The sequence below is a fragment of the Nostoc sp. genome (genome assembly GCF_036917195.1).
GTDB lineage: Bacteria > Cyanobacteriota > Cyanobacteriia > Cyanobacteriales > Nostocaceae > Nostoc.
On the sequence record NZ_JBALDG010000051.1, the window covers coordinates 17598 to 35350 of the forward strand.

General features: G+C 40.5%; 18 protein-coding genes and 1 pseudogene. 12 read left to right on the forward strand and 7 right to left on the reverse strand.

Features of this window, described 5'->3' with window-relative positions:
* The first annotated feature begins 624 nt into the window (after positions 1-624).
* The 5 genes and pseudogenes from V7K40_RS15975 to V7K40_RS15995 form a co-directional block, all read left to right on the forward strand.
* On the forward strand, positions 625-1458 hold the full coding sequence (locus V7K40_RS15975; protein WP_334961227.1) for a photosystem II manganese-stabilizing polypeptide: 834 nt from the start codon (positions 625-627) through the stop codon (positions 1456-1458).
* Between the two features lie 911 nt (positions 1459-2369).
* Entirely contained in the window at positions 2370-3146 is a 777-nt protein-coding gene (locus V7K40_RS15980) for an RNA polymerase sigma factor SigF (protein ID WP_334961414.1), read from the forward strand.
* A gap of 166 nt (positions 3147-3312) precedes the next feature.
* Entirely contained in the window at positions 3313-4209 is an 897-nt protein-coding gene (locus tag V7K40_RS15985; RefSeq protein ID WP_334961229.1) for a hypothetical protein, read from the forward strand.
* Between the two features lie 2 nt (positions 4210-4211).
* Positions 4212-4448 (forward strand): hypothetical protein, encoded by a 237-nt coding sequence (locus tag V7K40_RS15990; RefSeq protein WP_298910653.1) that lies wholly within the window; start codon positions 4212-4214, stop codon positions 4446-4448.
* 476 nt (positions 4449-4924) lie between these two features.
* Positions 4925-5067: pseudogene (locus V7K40_RS15995) on the forward strand (ABC transporter ATP-binding protein); the annotation flags it as partial.
* Between the two features lie 2 nt (positions 5068-5069).
* Here the strand turns inward: V7K40_RS15995 and V7K40_RS16000 are convergent.
* A complete protein-coding gene (locus V7K40_RS16000) occupies positions 5070-5750 on the reverse strand; it encodes a tetratricopeptide repeat protein (RefSeq protein WP_334961232.1) in 681 nt (226 codons plus the stop codon).
* Between the two features lie 688 nt (positions 5751-6438).
* Here V7K40_RS16000 and V7K40_RS16005 point away from each other — a divergent pair.
* Positions 6439-6765: a YbjQ family protein gene (locus tag V7K40_RS16005; protein ID WP_109009512.1), complete on the forward strand. Its 327-nt coding sequence runs from the start codon at positions 6439-6441 to the stop codon at positions 6763-6765.
* A 373-nt stretch (positions 6766-7138) separates the two neighbouring features.
* Entirely contained in the window at positions 7139-7768 is a 630-nt protein-coding gene (locus V7K40_RS16010) for a hypothetical protein (RefSeq protein WP_334961234.1), read from the forward strand.
* 70 nt (positions 7769-7838) lie between these two features.
* On the opposite strand, the gene V7K40_RS16015 is transcribed toward V7K40_RS16010, so the two are convergent.
* The 3 genes from V7K40_RS16015 to sufR all read right to left on the reverse strand — a co-directional run bounded on the left by V7K40_RS16015 (position 7839) and on the right by sufR (position 9575).
* Positions 7839-7937, reverse strand: a complete 99-nt coding sequence (locus V7K40_RS16015; RefSeq protein WP_334961236.1) for a hypothetical protein — start codon at positions 7935-7937, stop codon at positions 7839-7841.
* Positions 7938-8514: 577 nt separating this feature from the next.
* A complete protein-coding gene (locus tag V7K40_RS16020; protein ID WP_334961238.1) occupies positions 8515-8775 on the reverse strand; it encodes a hypothetical protein in 261 nt (86 codons plus the stop codon).
* 101 nt (positions 8776-8876) lie between these two features.
* Positions 8877-9575, reverse strand: a complete 699-nt coding sequence (gene sufR, locus V7K40_RS16025) for an iron-sulfur cluster biosynthesis transcriptional regulator SufR (RefSeq protein WP_334961240.1) — start codon at positions 9573-9575, stop codon at positions 8877-8879.
* A 238-nt stretch (positions 9576-9813) separates the two neighbouring features.
* Between sufR and sufB the strand changes: the two genes are divergently transcribed.
* The 5 genes from sufB to V7K40_RS16050 all read left to right on the forward strand — a co-directional run bounded on the left by sufB (position 9814) and on the right by V7K40_RS16050 (position 15732).
* Positions 9814-11253, forward strand: a complete 1440-nt coding sequence (gene sufB / locus V7K40_RS16030) for a Fe-S cluster assembly protein SufB (RefSeq protein ID WP_334961242.1) — start codon at positions 9814-9816, stop codon at positions 11251-11253.
* A 107-nt stretch (positions 11254-11360) separates the two neighbouring features.
* Entirely contained in the window at positions 11361-12152 is a 792-nt protein-coding gene (sufC, locus tag V7K40_RS16035; protein ID WP_334961416.1) for a Fe-S cluster assembly ATPase SufC, read from the forward strand.
* The gene (gene sufD, locus V7K40_RS16040; RefSeq protein ID WP_334961244.1) at positions 12152-13561 is read left to right on the forward strand and encodes a Fe-S cluster assembly protein SufD; all 1410 of its coding nucleotides are present in this window, start codon (positions 12152-12154) and stop codon (positions 13559-13561) included. Before sufC ends, sufD begins: the two co-directional genes overlap by 1 nt.
* Positions 13562-13693: 132 nt before the next feature.
* Positions 13694-14956, forward strand: a complete 1263-nt coding sequence (locus V7K40_RS16045; RefSeq protein WP_334961246.1) for a cysteine desulfurase — start codon at positions 13694-13696, stop codon at positions 14954-14956.
* Positions 14957-15099: 143 nt separating this feature from the next.
* A complete protein-coding gene (locus V7K40_RS16050) occupies positions 15100-15732 on the forward strand; it encodes a Uma2 family endonuclease (RefSeq protein WP_334961248.1) in 633 nt (210 codons plus the stop codon).
* A gap of 34 nt (positions 15733-15766) precedes the next feature.
* Here V7K40_RS16050 and V7K40_RS16055 read toward each other — a convergent pair whose 3' ends face one another.
* From V7K40_RS16055 to V7K40_RS16065, 3 genes are all read right to left on the reverse strand, one after another.
* Positions 15767-16546, reverse strand: coding sequence for an AAA family ATPase (locus V7K40_RS16055; RefSeq protein WP_334961250.1), 780 nt, complete (start codon positions 16544-16546; stop codon positions 15767-15769).
* A 96-nt stretch (positions 16547-16642) separates the two neighbouring features.
* On the reverse strand, positions 16643-16843 hold the full coding sequence (locus V7K40_RS16060; protein WP_334961252.1) for a ParA family protein: 201 nt from the start codon (positions 16841-16843) through the stop codon (positions 16643-16645).
* Between the two features lie 116 nt (positions 16844-16959).
* Positions 16960-17658 carry a Uma2 family endonuclease gene (locus V7K40_RS16065; protein ID WP_334961418.1) on the reverse strand — a complete coding sequence of 233 codons (699 nt, stop codon included), beginning with the start codon at positions 17656-17658 and terminating at the stop codon, positions 16960-16962.
* Positions 17659-17753: the final 95 nt, after the last annotated feature.

The window sequence follows — 17753 nt, forward strand, 5'->3', positions numbered from 1 at the left end:
CAATTGCGATCGCTCCTAAAAGGGAACGGTAAAGTTTAACATAGCCTGCACGGCAGCTAGATGTGATCAGGACGAGACTTTCTTGGATTTTGAGTACTTTGATTTTGAGTTAAAAAAAATCGTATGATCTGGCTGATTTCCCCATCAAACAATGGGCTGTATGTAGTGGCGTCACATACATAATACAAAAAGACTTGGGCGACGCCGCTTTTGCCACAGGCAAGAGCAAAGTATGAAGTAGACTCCTCTCTTCGTGCTCTTTGAGGCAAGCACTTATGCCACTCTGTGTAGGGCTTACTCATCCACGCGCCCAACCCTAACAAATGCCACCAACAGTCAAACTGCTGGTTTTTTGCTCCCCTAGTTACGCACATCCAAAAAGGATGCAGTGTGCTACTTAGTCTGGGGCTTCTTACACCCCAAGCTCAAGAGAGCGAAACGTTTAAGTACGTTTAGCAGAGAAAAGTTTGAGCGGCGACTTCCAACCTAATACGCCCGGACACTTGTTTCAACTCCTGCAATCAGAGCAACGCAGTGTCCGAACGAGGATGGCTTCTCGTCAGAGATCAAAGCTTCGATGCAGTTTTACAACTTAGATATTAATTTTTGAGATTGAGGTTAACCATGAGGTATCGCGCTTTAATTGTTGCATTCTTGGCTTTGTGCCTGGGGTTAATAACTGCTTGTAGTGATGCTCCTGCTACTAGTAGTAGAGATGTACTCACTTACGATCAAATTCGTGGCACTGGCTTGGCGAACAAATGCCCCCAACTAGCAGAAACAAGGCGTGGCTCCATTCCCATTGATTCTAGCCAGTCCTATGCCATCAAAGAACTTTGCTTAGAACCAACAAGCTTTTTCATCAAAGAAGAACCTGCTAATAAACGGCAAGAAGCAGAATTTGTTGCTGGCAAATTGTTGACCAGATACACTTCCACCATTGACCAGGTGCAAGGCAACCTAAAAATTAACTCAGATAAGAGCCTGACCTTTGTGGAAACTGATGGTCTTGACTTCCAAGCCATCACTGTGCAACTTCCTGGTGGTGAGCGAGTACCTTTCCTCTTCACCATCAAAAACTTGGTTGCTCAAACCCAATCCGGTTTGACTACTATTAACACCTCCACGGACTTTGAAGGCAGCTTCAAAGTTCCTTCCTATCGTGGTGCTGCCTTCCTAGATCCCAAGGGTCGCGGTGTCGTCAGTGGCTACGATAATGCCGTGGCTCTCCCCGCCCAAGCCGATGATGAAGAACTTACCCGGACTAACGTTAAGCGTGCTGAAAATCTTAATGGCAAGATTTCTCTGCAAATCGCTAAAATAGATAGCTCTAGTGGTGAAATTGCTGGTACTTTCGAGAGCGAACAGCCATCTGATACAGATTTAGGTGCTGGCGAACCGAAAGAAGTCAAGATACGCGGTCTATTTTTTGCGCGGGTTGAACCAACTCGTGGCTAAATTCTCTAAAGTTAGGTAACTGAGTAGCATTCAGAACTACAATTCTGTAAGCATCAGGTTTCATCACCAAAGTTAACTTCTTTGACCCTATTTTCAGGGCTGTTTTATTCCTATAGAAGCCTTACAGAAACGAAAAGAGACAAAGTTTCAAGGGGAGACAAGAGAAAAATTCTTCCTTCCCTTGTCCCCAGCTTTTCAGGAGGTTTTGAAAGAATCAAACAGCCCTGCCTTTTTTGAAGGGGGTAAATAGGTTTTTTACAAACAGGGGGAAAGGTTAAAGCCGAGCAAAATTGTGGATGAAATAATCATTGCAATTGGGGAAAGGTTCATACCTCGTTCTTATAGGCGACTTGATTCATCCCTTTATCCTGTACTCTTTAACCTTTTCCCTTTCATTAAAAGATTATGGACTTAAGTACAAAAAAGGGCATCTTGCCCTTTTTTTATTGCCTTACGTAAATATACATACGACTTTCTAAATATTATTAGTAATTTTAAATTATTGGATGAGTTTCGGTTGAAAAGACACGTAATTATACTGTAAAGAAAATTTTTGCTTATCCACAAACATCGTGACTAATGTTGTTTTTTTTATATAAACTTAGCTTGAGCATTAATTAATTAAAGTTAAGTAAAATCTCGGTTTGATATCTAGTAATTAATTTTATATTTTATTTCTATGTAGTTCTAAAAACAGCTACAGAGCATACCAAAGATAAATAACGATTTCGCCCAGTTAAATTTTGCTCGATTGTCAAGCAACTATATGGAATTTTTTCTAGGAAAACTTTGTTATTTTCCATAGAATTTTGCGATGACATATAGTCCGATATTCTCTTTGATATCGTACGATCGCAGCTAAGTTTAAAAGTTAGTAATTGGTTATTAATTTACTCAATCAACACGGTGCTATGCCTACCACAGCCACCAATGAACTAAAACATGAAATTTGGCAGTTGTTGCGAGAATATCAGCAATCTCGGTCAGAAAATGTTCGCAATCAGCTGGTAAAACTCAACTTTGGACTTGTGAGAAAAGAAGCTCACTACTGGACGAATCAATGTCATGAAACCTACGATGATTTGCTTCAGGTTGGGTGTTTGGGTTTAATCAGAGCTATTGAAAAATTTGAACTTTCCAAAGGACATGCCTTTAGTTCCTACGCTCTTCCCTATATTCGGGGTGAAATTCAACACTATCTCCGAGATAAAGGTGTCACGGTGCGAATTCCTCGGAAGTGGTTAGCACTACAACAGCAAGCAATAGGAGTGTCACGTTCTTGGCGTGAAAAGCATAATCGCCAACCAACAGACTCCGAACTAGCAACTGCACTGGAAATTTCTCTAAACGAATGGCAAGAAATTAAATTAGCATGGGTAAATCGTGCTCCCTTGAGTCTTGATGTGCCAATTCAAGATGGAGAAGAAGGCTCTACCTGTTTGGGAGAATTGGTTCCAGATCCTCACTATCGCAGCTTTCAATTGGCACAAGAAGACCAACTTCGATTGCAACAAGCATTGGTTCAGCTCGAACAACGCACCCGCGATGTCTTGGAATGTGTGTTTTTAAAAGATTTGACACAAAAACAAGTTGCAGAACATCTGGGAATCAGTGTTGTAACGGTTTCCCGTAGAGTCAAAAAAGGTCTGGATTTGATGAAAGAGCTTATGGGTGTAGCAGAGGATTAACTGCAAATCAACACCAAGCCGCAGTTATGCTGAGTAGGCAGTGCTAAAAATAACCCTTGAAATGTAAAAAATTAGGTTATAAAGAGAACAGACTTTGCCTTTGATCCAAATTTCAGGCATGTTAATTTCCACTTTTCAATTTTCCAATGGCTTTTGAGAACAGCTCATGGGCAGAAATTCAAAAATTACAATTGTTGCTATTTTAACTTTGGCGATCGCTGGATGTGCTTCTGAAGATACACAACAAGCCATCAATCCTGCGCCGATTCCCAAAATAGCAGCAAAGTCGCCCCCAGCGGCTCAATCCTTCAACAATCCAGTGATACCTGGCAAACAGGTTTCACTAGTTACTCCTGCATCTGTTAACTTGATTCAATCCACTAATCCTACAGAGCGGGCACGGCTAGTTGTGCTATCAAAAGACCGAAGTGACCCGTTTGCACAAATTTTTGGGCAGGCGGTTGCCGGAATGCCTAAAACATCTGGAAGACCTGTTCCCGTATTGCCTAAGCTACCTACTGCATCACTAGCAAAACGAAAACTTCCAACACGCACCATAGCTTTAAACAGACCTGTTCCCGTATCACCTAAGCTACCTACTGCATCACTAGCACGACGAAAACTTCCAACACGCAGCATAGCTAAAAAAGTCAATCCTACCTTGATTTCAGTCTTGCCTAAAGTTTTGCCTCAAGTTATCCCCAACCCCACTTTAGTATCTGTATTGCCACCACCAGCACAACCTGACTTAGCAAGGGCAGTTCTTGTGACTGGTGTAGTTCTAATTAGTAAGGAACCGCAGGCAATTATCAAAGTACCGGATGAGCCGACAAGTCGCTATGTACAGGCGGGACAGCGATTAGCAAATGGCGTACTGGTTAAACGTATTGAAATGAATCAGGGCTACAACCCCATTGTGATTCTGGAACAATATGGTATTGAAGTTGCCAAAATGGTAGGGGAAGGGGCTGTCAATTCAACACCGTCAGCTGCATCTGCTACTGGCAATCCTATTTCAGTGACAACGCCCCCCTTAAATTCTTTTAATGTTGGAGCTTCATAAAGATGGAGATTAAGGAAAAAATTGAGTTTCCTGGTTTGCCTTTAGCTGTCTATAGAGAGATAGCAGCTCATTTACGTCAAGTCGAAGGGGTAGAAGTGGATTTAATTCCCCAGTCATCCCAACAGTTTGATTACAATCAAAGTCAAATTGGTGGCTTGTCCATCTCGTGGACAGCAAACTCTGGTTTAGAAAGTCGGCAACGAGTTAACCAAATTTTGGCTTACTATCAAAATCGCTAGATAAATCCTATTTGATTTCGTTCAAATCGAAGCCTCAGATTCCCAATTTTTTACAGAAGTTGGGAATCTTGTTGTTCACGAATAATTAAGTACGTCTATTGTAGATGACGACTTCATACCAATTCTTTATAAAACTGCATAAAATCAACGTTGGTCAGACTTGGGGCTTAAGCCCTAAGTTTTGGAGCAACCTCACAGGTAATCGGTATCAGTTAATATCAAATTATTGAATTTAGCTGAAAACTTGTATACTTAAAAACTTAAAAACTAAATACCTGAGTATCCGCACTGCAAAATTCTAATTTCGTCAGGAATTAGACTGACAACGACATCATCTGAGTTGAAAATATGGAACTGCACGGGAGGCTACATCATATTAGCAACCCGCAGTGACAACTACTGATTAATCAATTCACAGTGAAGGTTTGGTAATGAAGGAATTGGGTGTGTCTGAAGTGGGAAGTGATGGCGCTTGTCGCTGGGAATATTTGTTTTTCCCATCCTCTGAAAGCAGCAAATGTCTACTTGAATGAACAGCCCGATAAAACCGGAATTGATCGTGCGTCCCTCTAACCTGGAAGATATTTTTGTGGAATTAACAAGACGCCAGTTAGATTAACCTCATCCTCCTAACTGTCGTAGCATGGCTTCTACCCTGTTCACACCTTCTGAGTCATTGCGCCGCTTGTACAAGTCACGGGCTTTCTGAAGCAAGCTGTTCGCTTGTTTAGCTTGTCGTCGCTGTTTATACATTGAACCCATCAATTCATAAGTCTGGGCATTGTTCTTATCCAAGCCGATTGCTTGCTCGTATGCCCAGGTAGCGGCACTATAGTCTCCCATACGAGATTGCGTTACAGCCAATCCTAAATAGGCGTTAACATTGTTACGGTTCAGCTGTATGGCACGACGGTAGCCTTCCTTTGCCCCACGCGTGTCGCCCAAATTCGCTTTGATGTAACCCACAGCGTAGTAAAAATCACTATTGTTAGGGTTGATGGCGATCGCCCGACGATAAGCTGTTAATGCCGCCTGGTAATTTCCCTGTTGAGCGTACAAGTAGCCAATACCTGAATGAATTTTAGCATTTTTGGGATCTAGGCTAGCTGCTTGTTGATAAACAGCGATCGCCCCACCATAATCGCCGGCATCCACTAACCTCCGTCCGTCTTCTAGTAGTTGCTTTAATTGTGGGTTTTTGCCTTGTGCCACTAATACCTGAGCCTGAGCTACTGAAGGTATGCTGAAGGCAAAACATCCTAGTAACACCACACTAAACACAAATGATGTTGGCTTGTACACAGTAAAATTCCTGAAATTTTAGAGGACTTTTTTTCTTGTACATTAAAACAAAAATATGGACTTTTGAAAACTGTATTTATTCGTATGAATTAAGATATTCATAGTTCATTCACTATAATCAGTGCTATATCACAGAGTTTTTACTGAAAGATGAAATGCGAAGTATAAATGCTGAAATGATGTTACCCTACATATAAATTCAGGACAACACCAAAATTACACTCTTTCTTATCAGTAGTTATACGTGTAAATCTTCAAAAACCAATAGGTGATACGCCAATCCGATAAATTATTGAATATTAATTCCTATTGAGTATTTCACTTAACAACTTGCTAACTGTGTATCTAATTTTCCTTTCTTTATACTACCTTTAGCAAAACTGCACACTTTGCGAATAGTCGTTCTCTATCGATTGTCTACATTCTTTTTTGGTCATTACACGATAAGATAAATTCAAAAAGCAAAATGCTCATTCAAATCCTGATTCATTTTTAGGACAATACTACAAGTGAAAGCGCAGTTGCAATGGCACTTCGTACCTGCTGAAAGCGATCGCAGTCTAAAATTGTGTGAGAGTATGTTTATCAAACCTATCTCAACACAGGCTAATCAGTGTAAATAAATTTACACTGATTAGAGGATTTTAATAAAAAATATTAACCTATATCCTATCTGGGAGGCTAATTTATGATAATAACTACCACTGATGTGATTCAAGGAGCCGTTATTGAGTCATATTTAGGCATTGTGACAGCAGAAGTAGTTTACGGCAGCAATTTTTTGCGGGATTTTTTGGCTGGAATTCGAGATATTATTGGTGGACGCACTGGTAGCTATGAGCGTTTATTTGAGCAGGGTCAACGCAAGGCATTAGAAGAATTAGAACAACGAGCACAACGTTTAGGAGCAAATGCTGTGATTGGGATTGAAATTGATACTGGCACAATCAATATTGACCAGTCAGGAGTCCTATTACTGATTACTGCCACAGGCACCGCAGTCAAGATGCGTTAATATTTTAATGGTTATCTAATTAGTTTTTTTAGTATCTTTTGATCAGGTTTACAAACTTTTGTATGAAGTTGAATTTCCTATAAAATAAAAGCTAGGTTACTATAGCAGCTAATAACTGTATTGTAATTTAAAGTTTTTATTTCTTTTATATGGGTAATCTTGAAAAAACGATTAATTAATATATAATAAAAAATAAATCCTAAGTTTTATTAAAATTTGTCAAGTAAGTCTGTTTTTTCTCACTAAAGACAGACTTATTAAATATTTCTATTGATAGATATAAAAGAAGATGATTTAGCTATTTAATCTTAAGTACAAACATGAATATACCTGAGCAGCAACTTTGCTGAAACAGCACTGGAGAACATAAGCTATGTCATACGTAAATCGAACAGGTAATGACCCTATTCCTACTGAGCCTATGGTAGCAGGCCGAGTAAGTGAATATCATGATCTTGTTCGCTGGGGGCCGATTATTTCTGGACTGTTGGTTTCCTTAGCTACCCAATTAATTTTGAGCGCTATAATTGGTGCGGTTGCGGCAGGCACAGTTGAAAGTTCAGGTGCACCCAGATCAATTGCCTCTAACGCTGCGGGTAATGCGGGGCTTTGGTCAACTATCGCTTTACTAATTTCCCTATTTACTGGTGGTTGGGTTACAGCTCGTGCTTGTGGGCCGATGAACCGCAATACAGCTCTTCTTAACGGCGCAATTCTTTGGGCAACGACTTTGGCAGTTAGCTCATGGCTGTTAGCAAGTGGAGTATCTGGTGCTTTTGGTGTTGCTGCTTCCAACGCTGGGGAAGTCATAAACCAGGTACAACAGCAAGGTGGTGTTAATATACCACAAGCAAACATAAGTGCCCAACAAGCTCGTGAAGCGGCAGCTAATTTACGTTCAGGATTGTGGTGGTTTGTATTTGGCTCTTTATTGGGTTTAATAGCCTCAATGATTGGAGCTGTAACTGGAACTCGTAGTCCCCGGACTAACTACAATCCTTAAAGAATTGTTTGACAAACAAAATTTTATCAACTTTAAAAGCACCTTTTTCAAGGTGCTTTTTGCTTATTATTTAAGGCCAGCGTTTGTAGCGTCCAATTAATTCTGCCGTTGCTAAAACATGACTATCAATTGCTGCTAAAATTTGGCTTTTATTAGCACCTGCTGCCAAGCCTAACTTTTTATCTATGGCATAAAGTTTAAAAAAGTAGCGTTAGTGTTAAAAGCACTGCTTTCCAGTTTCAAGGTTTTCACCTCTTTTTTAGATTGGTCACTACTGTTAGTGATGATTAGGGTATTGTCATTCCCAACAGAATTACAACTAACTAGAGATAATTCCGCTAATCCAAATATAGCGATGCTATGACCTAGAAAAACTCGCCTTCCGTTTCTCATCAAGCACCCACCAGGTTGGGGATTTATTTTGTTGTACCAGCATTAGTTTAGTGCAGTCGCAAAAAATATTTAAAAATCTTTAGTTCATTTTTCCAAATATTACTAATTTATCGGATATCTATCTATAATACTGCGGGCTTTAATTCATATATTTTTTCTACATAATACATGAATTTCATCATTTTTTAGATAATGAAATTACTTGTAAATAGTAGCTTAAGATAAGTAAAACTACCAATATATTTTATCTGTTAATATTCCGCTTCTAAGCAACAGAAATGTTTTTTATTAACGGGATATTCTGGATGGCTATTTTTTCAAAGTCAATGAAACGAAAACTTTACTACTACAGTTCACCATTTCAAATATGAAGCTTCAATTCCCTGTTCACGTCGAATTTTGCCATCTTTTTCAAACCAGGAAATTAGTTGCTGTGCTGTCAAATCTTCAATAGCAACGCCGTACTCTTGAGCAATATACTTCAAAAGCTTAAGTGATGAAATTGTCAATCTTGTTAAAAATTTTTCTGGAGAAGACAACAAAGCCGCGTCTACTTTTGCTGACTCTTCCAGGGTTAAAAATTGTGCTGATGGTTGCTGTGGTGACACGTCCATAAACGCTATCTCAAACTTAATTGATTATTGATAAGATTATTGATAATGGGTAGTTGCTATTTAGCTATTATCCATTACCGAAGATAGATGTAAAACCGAGTTTATTCATGAGACTTTTGCTGGCGAGCTTGCACCAAATAGCCACAACGATGTTCGCCGTTGATAATCCAGTGGGTGCGTTCTACGGTACAATCAGGTAAGACGGCAGCAAACATTTCTAATTCGTGACCACAGATGCTGGGGAAAGACTCGGCAACGTTGGAAATAGCGCAGTTATGCTCCATTAAGATAAAGCGATCGCTTTCAAAGCAGTCATTCACATCAACAGGGTGATACTCGGCCATGAAGCCTTCCGCTTTTCTCAACTCTACTAAGTTAGCTACACGTTCTCGCAGTGAACCGCTACCGACGCGATCGCGGTATTCTAATGCTTTGCGCTCCCACTGTTTCTGTAAAATCGATTTGAATTGGTCGTCTCCCATCGTTTCGGCTAAGGTGTCTAGCAGCGAAACCGCAAAATGACCATGGCCATCACCAACGTGATCGCTCATTGTTCGATGCAAGTGATCGCGTCCCTGACGACTCAGTTGATAAAGGTGCTGCGGACGCCCCATCCCCGCCGCCTGCACTGATGTCGAATACAAAACTAGCTCCTCCGTCTCCAAATCTTTGAGATGACGACGAATCGCTTGAGGGGTAACTTCTAAAACTTCAGCTAACTCAAAAGCCGTTGCTTGTGAGTGTTTGTGCAGATATTCTAGGATATCTTGCTTGGTTGAGGACTGGTGGGTAGTCGCCATCTTCTGGTGCCAGACGTTCAGCTAACGTCCCAAAAATTTCTTGGAAAATTTGACTTTGACAACATTGTTGTTGTTAATTTAGCGTAAAATGAAGATACCTTAAACAACAGCTATGTTGTTTTACTCTCCACCCATATTCTAGCAGCCGTGTAACCATTCCGTAACCTAATATGGGAATTGGTTAGCCACAGCCCGTCTCCCATCTTAAAAGAGTTCTGAATACGAGAGATTATTACTGATGAGTGCCACTGTCAAATCCTTAGTCAACCAACCCTACAAGTACGGCTTTGTCACAGACATTGAGGCCGACACTATTCCGCGTGGACTAGACGAGGACGTTATCCGCTTGATCTCCTCTAAAAAGAACGAGCCGCAGTTCATGCTGGACTTTCGCCTCAAGGCTTATCGCCAGTGGCAAAAAATGACTGAACCAACTTGGCCAAATGTCAAGTATCCGCCAATCAATTATCAGGATATCATTTACTACTCAGCGCCAAAACGTAAGAAGGAAAAACTAAACAGCTTGGATGAAGTTGATCCAACCCTTTTAGAAACCTTCGATAAATTAGGCATTTCCCTATCTGAACAGAAACGACTGGCAAATGTCGCTGTCGATGCGATTTTCGATAGCGTCTCTGTTGCGACTACATTTAAAGAAAAGCTAGCGGAAGACGGCGTTATTTTCTGCTCGATTTCGGAAGCGTTGCAAGAACACCCAGAACTAATTAAAAAATACCTGGGTAGCGTTGTTCCTGTAGCTGACAACTACTTTGCCGCCTTGAACGCTGCCGTATTTAGCGATGGTTCCTTTGTCTACATTCCTAAAGGCGTGAAATGCCCAATGGAACTGTCTACCTACTTCCGCATCAACTCTGGTGACACGGGACAATTTGAGCGGACTTTGATTGTCGCCGAAGAAGGTAGTTATGTTTCTTACCTTGAAGGTTGCACCGCACCAATGTATGACAGCAACCAGCTGCACGCCGCTGTTGTAGAACTTGTTGCCCTCGATAACGCCGAAATTAAATACTCCACCGTGCAAAACTGGTACGCTGGAGATGCCAACGGTAAAGGCGGTATTTACAACTTCGTCACTAAGCGCGGTTTGTGTCAGGGCGTAAATTCCAAGATTTCCTGGACTCAAGTAGAAACAGGTTCGGCAATTACTTGGAAATATCCCAGCTGTGTGTTGGTGGGTGATAACTCTGTGGGTGAATTCTACTCAGTGGCGCTGACAAATAATATGCAGCAAGCCGATACGGGTACAAAGATGATTCACGTAGGTAAGAATACTCGCAGTACAATTATTTCTAAAGGAATCTCCGCAGGTAATTCTAGTAATAGCTACCGGGGTTTGGTGAAAGTTAACCCGACGGCTAAAGGGGCGAGAAATTATTCTCAGTGCGACTCAATGCTGATTGGGGATAATGCCCATGCAAATACTTTTCCTTATATTCAGGTGCAAAATAATACTGGGAAGGTGGAGCATGAAGCTTCTACTTCCAAGATTGGGGAAGATCAACTGTTCTACTTTGCTCAACGAGGTATTTCAGCAGAAGATGCCATTTCAATGATGGTTAGCGGCTTCTGTAAGGATGTTTTCAATCAGCTACCGATGGAGTTTGCGGTGGAAGCTGATAAGTTGTTGAGTTTGAAGTTGGAAGGCAGTGTTGGATAAATGGTAGCAAGGATAAACACAGATACATCCGCGTTCTGTGTTTATCTTTAGGAAAAATGACGAACCGCAGAGGCGCAGAGAGCGCAGAGAAAGAGAAGGGAGAGAAGATGATTATTGAAAATAGTGAAGTTGTGCTGTCAGTAAGAAATCTGACGGCTAATGTTGATGGAACACCGATTCTTAAAGGTGTGAATCTTGAGGTGCGATCGGGTGAAATCCATGCGATTATGGGGCCGAATGGTTCTGGAAAGAGTACCTTTTCTAAGGTGTTAGCTGGGCATCCAGCCTATGAGGTGACTGGCGGTGAGGTAATTTTTCAGGGGCAAAATCTACTGGAATTGGAACCGGAAGAACGCGCCAGAAGTGGTGTATTTTTGGCGTTTCAGTATCCATTAGAAATTCCAGGTGTGAGCAATTTGGATTTCTTGCGGGTGGCGTACAATTCCCGTCGCAAGGCGCAAGGTTTAGAGGAAATAGACGCTTTTGATTTTGACGATTTGATTGAGGAAAAGCTGGATGTGGTGAAGATGAATCCCAGCTTTCTCAGTCGGAGTTTGAATGAAGGGTTTTCTGGTGGCGAGAAAAAGCGGAATGAAATTCTGCAAATGGCGTTGCTGGAACCAAAGTTAGGAATTTTGGATGAGACTGATTCGGGTTTGGATATTGACGCGCTCAGAATTGTGGCGAATGGGGTAAATCAACTGGCTAGTCCAGAAAATGCCACAATTTTAATTACTCACTATCAGCGATTACTTGATTATATAGTGCCTGATTTTGTGCATGTGATGGCACAGGGGCAGATTATCACCAGTGGTGGTAAGCAACTAGCGCTGGAATTGGAGTCTCGCGGTTATGATTGGGTGCTAGCAGAATTTGCAACTGCTGAGGTGGGTGTGTAATGAGTATTCAAGTATCTCAAAATCAGGCTTCCAACACCTTGGTAAATGGAGATCCTTACCTGAGTGAGTTGTTAAATCAATTTCAGGGATTGATTTTCGAGGAAGTTCCTCAGCCGGAAACATTTGCTTGGTTACAACAAGTGCGCGATCGCGCTGCTAATTTTGTCCGTCACTCAACTATCCCCACTACTCGTGAGGAAGAATGGCGATTTACTGATTTGTCGTCTCTACGGCAAGTAAAATTCAATGTAGAGACACGAGAGTTTTGGTCTATAAAATTTGATATCACACGACTGACTTTACCAGAAGCTGTTGATAGTAGGTTGGTGTTTGTCAACGGAATTTTTTCGCCGGATCTGTCATCTGTTGCAGATTTGCCAGAAGGTATATGGGTGGAAGATTTAGCTGGATTTCCTTTAGAATATCGCTCTCGCCTACAGAATTATTATTCAGTCGAAGAACAGGGTACGCAAGAAGTCTTCACTGCGTTGAATACTGCTGCTTTCACAAATGCATCTGTAGTATGGGTGGGAAAAAATGTTGTCGTAGAAACGCCAATTCATCTACTATTCCTGTCTATTCCTGGTAATTCACCGATACTATCACAACCTCGTTCTTTAGTAGTGGCTGAATCTGGTAGTAGTGTTACGCTCATTGAAGATTATCTGTATCAACCAACAGACATAGAAGATCCAGATCAAATAGAACTTGGGGAAGTAGTTCACTTTACTAACGCAGTTACAGAAATCTGGATTGAGGAAAATGCCCAGGTTAACCATACTCGAATCCAAGGTGATAGTGCAGAGGGTTTTCATATTGGTAAAACATCTGTCTCGCAAGCTCGTAATAGTCGATATACAAGTCATGCCATAAATTTAGGCGCGAAGTTGTCGCGGCACAATTTAGAAATTTTGCAAACTGGTGAACAGACAGAAACTACTCTCAATGGGTTAACGATGATTTCTGGTAAGCAGTTGTCTGATACTCACAGTGCGATCGCCCTAAATTATCCTCACGGTACAAGCGAGCAATTGCATAAATGTATTGTAGGCGATCGCGCTCATGCGGTATTCAATGGTAAAGTTTTTGTACCCAAACCAGCGCAGTTGACAAATGCAACCCAGTTGAATCGGAATTTGCTGCTATCATCGAAAGCCAGGGTTGATACCAAACCCCAATTGGAAATTACTGCTGATAATGTCAAATGCGCTCACGGTGCTACCGTTAGCCAATTGGAAGATGATGAAATATTCTATCTGCAAAGTCGGGGAATTGATGAAAACGATGCTCGGAAGTTGTTAGTTAACGCCTTCGCTGCTGAAGTCATCAATAAAATACCGATTCCCTCTCTGCGAGAAATCCTTTTAAACATAGTTAATAATCTTAAGTTCATATCGCCTGACTCTTGAGAAAATTTGAGATTTTAAATTTTGGATTTTGAATTTTCAATCCAAAATTCTGTGGAGTTAATCTAAAATCTAAAATTGTTCGACTGAGCGTAGGCGAAGTCCCAAATCCCAAATTGTTTGACTAATCTACCAATGACTTTCACTCCTACCAAAACCCTTGCTGATCAAGTTCGTGCTGACTTCCCGATTTTGCATCAGGAAGTCAACGAAAAACCTTTAGTTTATCTCGATAATGCTGCGACATCGCAAAAGCCTTTGTTCGTATTAGATACCCTGCGGGATTATTACGAGCAATATAATGCTAACGTACATCGCGGTGCTCATATCCTGAGTGCTAAGGCTACTGATGCTTATGAAGGTGCGCGAGATAAAGTTGCCAAATTCATCAATGCTGCATCGCGTCAGGAAATCATCTACACCCGCAACGCTAGTGAGGCAATTAACCTAGTAGCCTACAGCTGGGGAATGAACAATTTGCAGCCGGGAGATGAGATTATTCTCTCGGTGATGGAACACCACAGTAATATTGTACCTTGGCAATTGGTGGCGCAAAAAACGGGTGCAGTCCTGAAATTTGTGGAACTGACACCAGAAGAAACTTTTGATTTGGAACAGTTTAAAAAGCTGATTTCCGATAAAACCAAATTGGTATCGGTGGTGCATATTTCCAATGCTTTGGGTTGTATTAACCCAGTGAAAGAAATTGGTGCGATCGCTCACAAATACGGAGCTAAATTCTTAGTTGATGCTTGCCAAAGTGTCCCTCACTTCCCCGTTGATGTGCAGCAGATAGATTGTGATTGGTTGGTAGCATCCGGTCATAAAATGTGCGCCCCAACTGGGATAGGATTTTTGTATGGCAGGTTGGAATTGCTAGAATCAATGCCACCATTTTTTGGTGGTGGTGAGATGATTGCAGAGGTATATTTAGACCATTCCACCTATGCAGAATTACCACATAAATTTGAAGCTGGTACACCTGCAATTGGAGAAGCGATCGCACTTGGGGCTGCGATAGATTATCTTAGCAGTATCGGCATGGATAAAATCCACGCCTACGAAGCAGAATTAACAGCTTATTTGTTCCAACAATTAGAGCAAATTCCCCAAATTAGAATTTACGGCCCTAAACCAAATGCTAAAGGTGAAGGTAGGGCTGCACTTGCGTCATTCATCGCTGGGGAAGTCCACGCTAACGACTTATCTACATTATTAGATCAAGAAGGCGTTGCCATCCGTTCTGGACATCATTGCACTCAACCATTACACCGTTATTTAGGTCTTGCTGCAACCGCACGAGCGAGTCTATCTTTCTACAACACCCGCGAGGAAATTGATGTTTTCATCAAAGCACTGAAAGAAACTCTGGACTTTTTTGCGGGTTTCCTTGCTTAAAGTTACAAAATATTCAGACACTAATTGTGCCAAATATCAGCAACATATCTTGCTAATAGTTGGCACAATTTAATTATCTGGATTTTTTACAGAAGCAACTAAAGTGTTATACAGTGACTTTACTACGGAATAAGTATTGTAATATGCTTGTCAAATCAACCCTGGCAGAACAAAGAACAGTGCTATATAACATTAGCTGGGAAACCTTTGAAGCTTTGCTGAGAGATACAGGTGAAGATAGAGGTTCTCGGTTTGCTTATGACTGCGGTGTTTTAGAAATCATGACTCCCCTTTTTGAACATGAAAATCCTAAAATTCAGTTTGACCGATTTATTCTAGTCTTAGCTGAAGAATTAGGAATTGAAATTATAAGTGCTGGTTCAACAACATTGAAACAAAGAATTGCAAAGCGAGGAATAGAACCAGATACTTGTTATTATATCCAGAACGAACCCGCTGTTAGAGGTAAGGTAAAGCTAAATTTAGAAACAGATCCCCCGCCTGACTTAGCAATTGAGATTGACATTACCAGCAGTTCAGTTAATAAATTGGGGATTTATTCAGCGTTGGGTGTAACTGAACTTTGGAGATATGATGGGCAAAATTTGAAATTTTATCATTTGATAGAGGAGCAATATGTTGAGTGTAAGTTTAGTATTGCCTTTCCTATAGTTTCGGTGAGTAAGATAAGCAGATTTATTGAGCAGAGTAAAAGTATGGGTGAAATTGCTTTGCTCAAATCATTTCGCGCTTGGGTACGGGATAAGTTAGGATAATTGGGTGGTCAATACAACCTTTTTTATGAATAATTTAGTGTATCTTGCCCACAAATAATTCTATCTCTTCTAAAGCTTTTGAATAGTTACTAGTAGGAAGTTTAATATCACTGCCATCTGGCATTCTATATGTAGATTGTTTGGGAAGCATAGACATAGGAATTCCAAGAGAGGATGATACTTTACCTGATGTGTGAAAATCTTTTATACCTGAAAAATAATAGTTTTCCCATTCTTTGCTACAAGTTGGGGTGTGTTGACAAGGTGCAAATAATGAAGGAAATTTATTAAATTGCTCGTAACAAAAATCAATTAGTTCTGTTCTTATAGAATCAAATGCTGTTGCAACTCCATCCTTAATTGTATAGTTATTAAAAACAAACTCGTAAATTACTGGCAGTTTAAGTTGAAAGTGTTCTACTTGATTATTAAAAGTAATAATCCCATCAGCATACTGTTTTAAAGCGGCAGAAGGATATTTACCAAAAAGTAGCATGAAAAGACTTTTTATCCCTTCAAGAGAGCTAAAATCTGCCATCATTGGAACCACAATTTTATCTGAAGAAACTAGAGCCATTTGTGTATATATAGAAAAGCTGGGATTGCAATCTATAAAAACAACCATGTCCTTATAAGTTTCACTATTATACTCATATTCACATAACCTTTTTATAGCGGTCATGTATTCTGACCATGCTTTTATATTTGCCGGATTAATGACTGCATAGTTTAAAGCTAATGAAAGAGACTCTAAAAAAGAATCACCAGCTATTAAATATAAATTTTCAGAGATATTTTGATTGTAACGGTACACTGGAACTTGATATGAAGTATTAGGTTTTCGGAAATTTGAGTTTCCCTTTAAAAGCCAATCTATAAATCCAACTATATTTTTTCTAGTAGCTGAAGATTATAACCTCTGATTGATTTGGTATCCTTTTTTACCTCCTCCAAGTAAAAATTGAGAAATATTTGCTTGAGGACACATATCAATAACTAAAACTTGGGTTTTTGGATTTTTTTCAGCATAAAGTGTTGCAGCGTTAGAACAAAGCGTTGTTTTCCCAACACCGCCTTTATTGTTGTAGAAGGCATAAATACTAATGGTCATACGTAAGTTCCTCAAATAAAAATGGTTAAATTAGCTAAGTATAAAATAGCATATAGTACAGATGATCGCATCGCTTTCACTAAAACACAACTAAAACGCGATCGCACCCCACAAAATCAACTCAAAGAATCTGGATCTATCCCCAACCTTCGTAATTCTTGTGCCAGCCTTTGAGTGCGTTGTTCCGCAGTGGTAGCGCGTTGTTCCGCAGCAATAGCCCGTTCTTCTGGTGTTAAATATCTGACTCCTTGTTTGTCATACCAATACAACCAATCCCGCGTGATTCCCTGATAGGTTCCCCGTTCATAACCAATTGCTAAACCTATCTCTGATAACCAAACTAGATTTCCTGGCTGCAATACATATTCACCATTTACAAAGCGATAAACTTCTAAAGGTGGTTTTCTACGGCGTTGGGGATTGTAGACAACATAATATAAAATCTCCATCTCAGCATAAAGTTTCTTTTTGCTGGTGTATTCCCCACGTCGTCTGTGAGAAACAACTTCTAATGCCATAATTGGCATCACCTTTTCTTCCCACAAGACATAACTCAAGCGCAAGTTCTCATCAAAAACTCGCTCGACTCCTAAACTTAAAAACCCATCGGGCACAATCGGCGGTAGTTCAGGATCGTAATATATTCCCATATCAACCCCAAAAAACCAATCCATGCGGGTTGCCCACAGCCAAGCTAAGATGGCTTCTAGCAAGCCAGGAATCAAATGTTGTAGTTGATTATCCACAGGTTCATCGTCAGAATCGGGCAGATCCTCGGCGGAGGGTAAGCAGTGCAATGGGTTGTAATTTAACATGGTGGGTGCGATTGCAGATTCATAATATTGATGATATCTATCCACCTCTGACTTTTTCTTGCGATAATTCCCAAGGGGGACGCGCTCTCCACTGG

Excerpts from the sequence above, each read along its gene's own strand:
- V7K40_RS15975 (WP_334961227.1), top strand. The coding sequence starts at position 625 with ATGAGGTATCGCGCTTTAATTGTTGCATTCTTGGCTTTGTGCCTGGGG.
- V7K40_RS15980 (WP_334961414.1), top strand. The coding sequence starts at position 2,370 with ATGCCTACCACAGCCACCAATGAACTAAAACATGAAATTTGGCAGTTG.
- V7K40_RS15985 (WP_334961229.1), top strand. The coding sequence starts at position 3,313 with ATGGGCAGAAATTCAAAAATTACAATTGTTGCTATTTTAACTTTGGCG.
- V7K40_RS15990 (WP_298910653.1), top strand. The coding sequence starts at position 4,212 with ATGGAGATTAAGGAAAAAATTGAGTTTCCTGGTTTGCCTTTAGCTGTC.
- V7K40_RS16005 (WP_109009512.1), top strand. The coding sequence starts at position 6,439 with ATGATAATAACTACCACTGATGTGATTCAAGGAGCCGTTATTGAGTCA.
- V7K40_RS16010 (WP_334961234.1), top strand. The coding sequence starts at position 7,139 with ATGTCATACGTAAATCGAACAGGTAATGACCCTATTCCTACTGAGCCT.
- V7K40_RS16020 (WP_334961238.1), bottom strand. The coding sequence starts at position 8,775 with ATGGACGTGTCACCACAGCAACCATCAGCACAATTTTTAACCCTGGAA.
- sufR (WP_334961240.1), bottom strand. The coding sequence starts at position 9,575 with ATGGCGACTACCCACCAGTCCTCAACCAAGCAAGATATCCTAGAATAT.
- sufB (WP_334961242.1), top strand. The coding sequence starts at position 9,814 with ATGAGTGCCACTGTCAAATCCTTAGTCAACCAACCCTACAAGTACGGC.
- sufC (WP_334961416.1), top strand. The coding sequence starts at position 11,361 with ATGATTATTGAAAATAGTGAAGTTGTGCTGTCAGTAAGAAATCTGACG.
- sufD (WP_334961244.1), top strand. The coding sequence starts at position 12,152 with ATGAGTATTCAAGTATCTCAAAATCAGGCTTCCAACACCTTGGTAAAT.
- V7K40_RS16045 (WP_334961246.1), top strand. The coding sequence starts at position 13,694 with ATGACTTTCACTCCTACCAAAACCCTTGCTGATCAAGTTCGTGCTGAC.
- V7K40_RS16050 (WP_334961248.1), top strand. The coding sequence starts at position 15,100 with ATGCTTGTCAAATCAACCCTGGCAGAACAAAGAACAGTGCTATATAAC.
- V7K40_RS16060 (WP_334961252.1), bottom strand. The coding sequence starts at position 16,843 with ATGACCATTAGTATTTATGCCTTCTACAACAATAAAGGCGGTGTTGGG.
- V7K40_RS16065 (WP_334961418.1), bottom strand. The coding sequence starts at position 17,658 with ATGTTAAATTACAACCCATTGCACTGCTTACCCTCCGCCGAGGATCTG.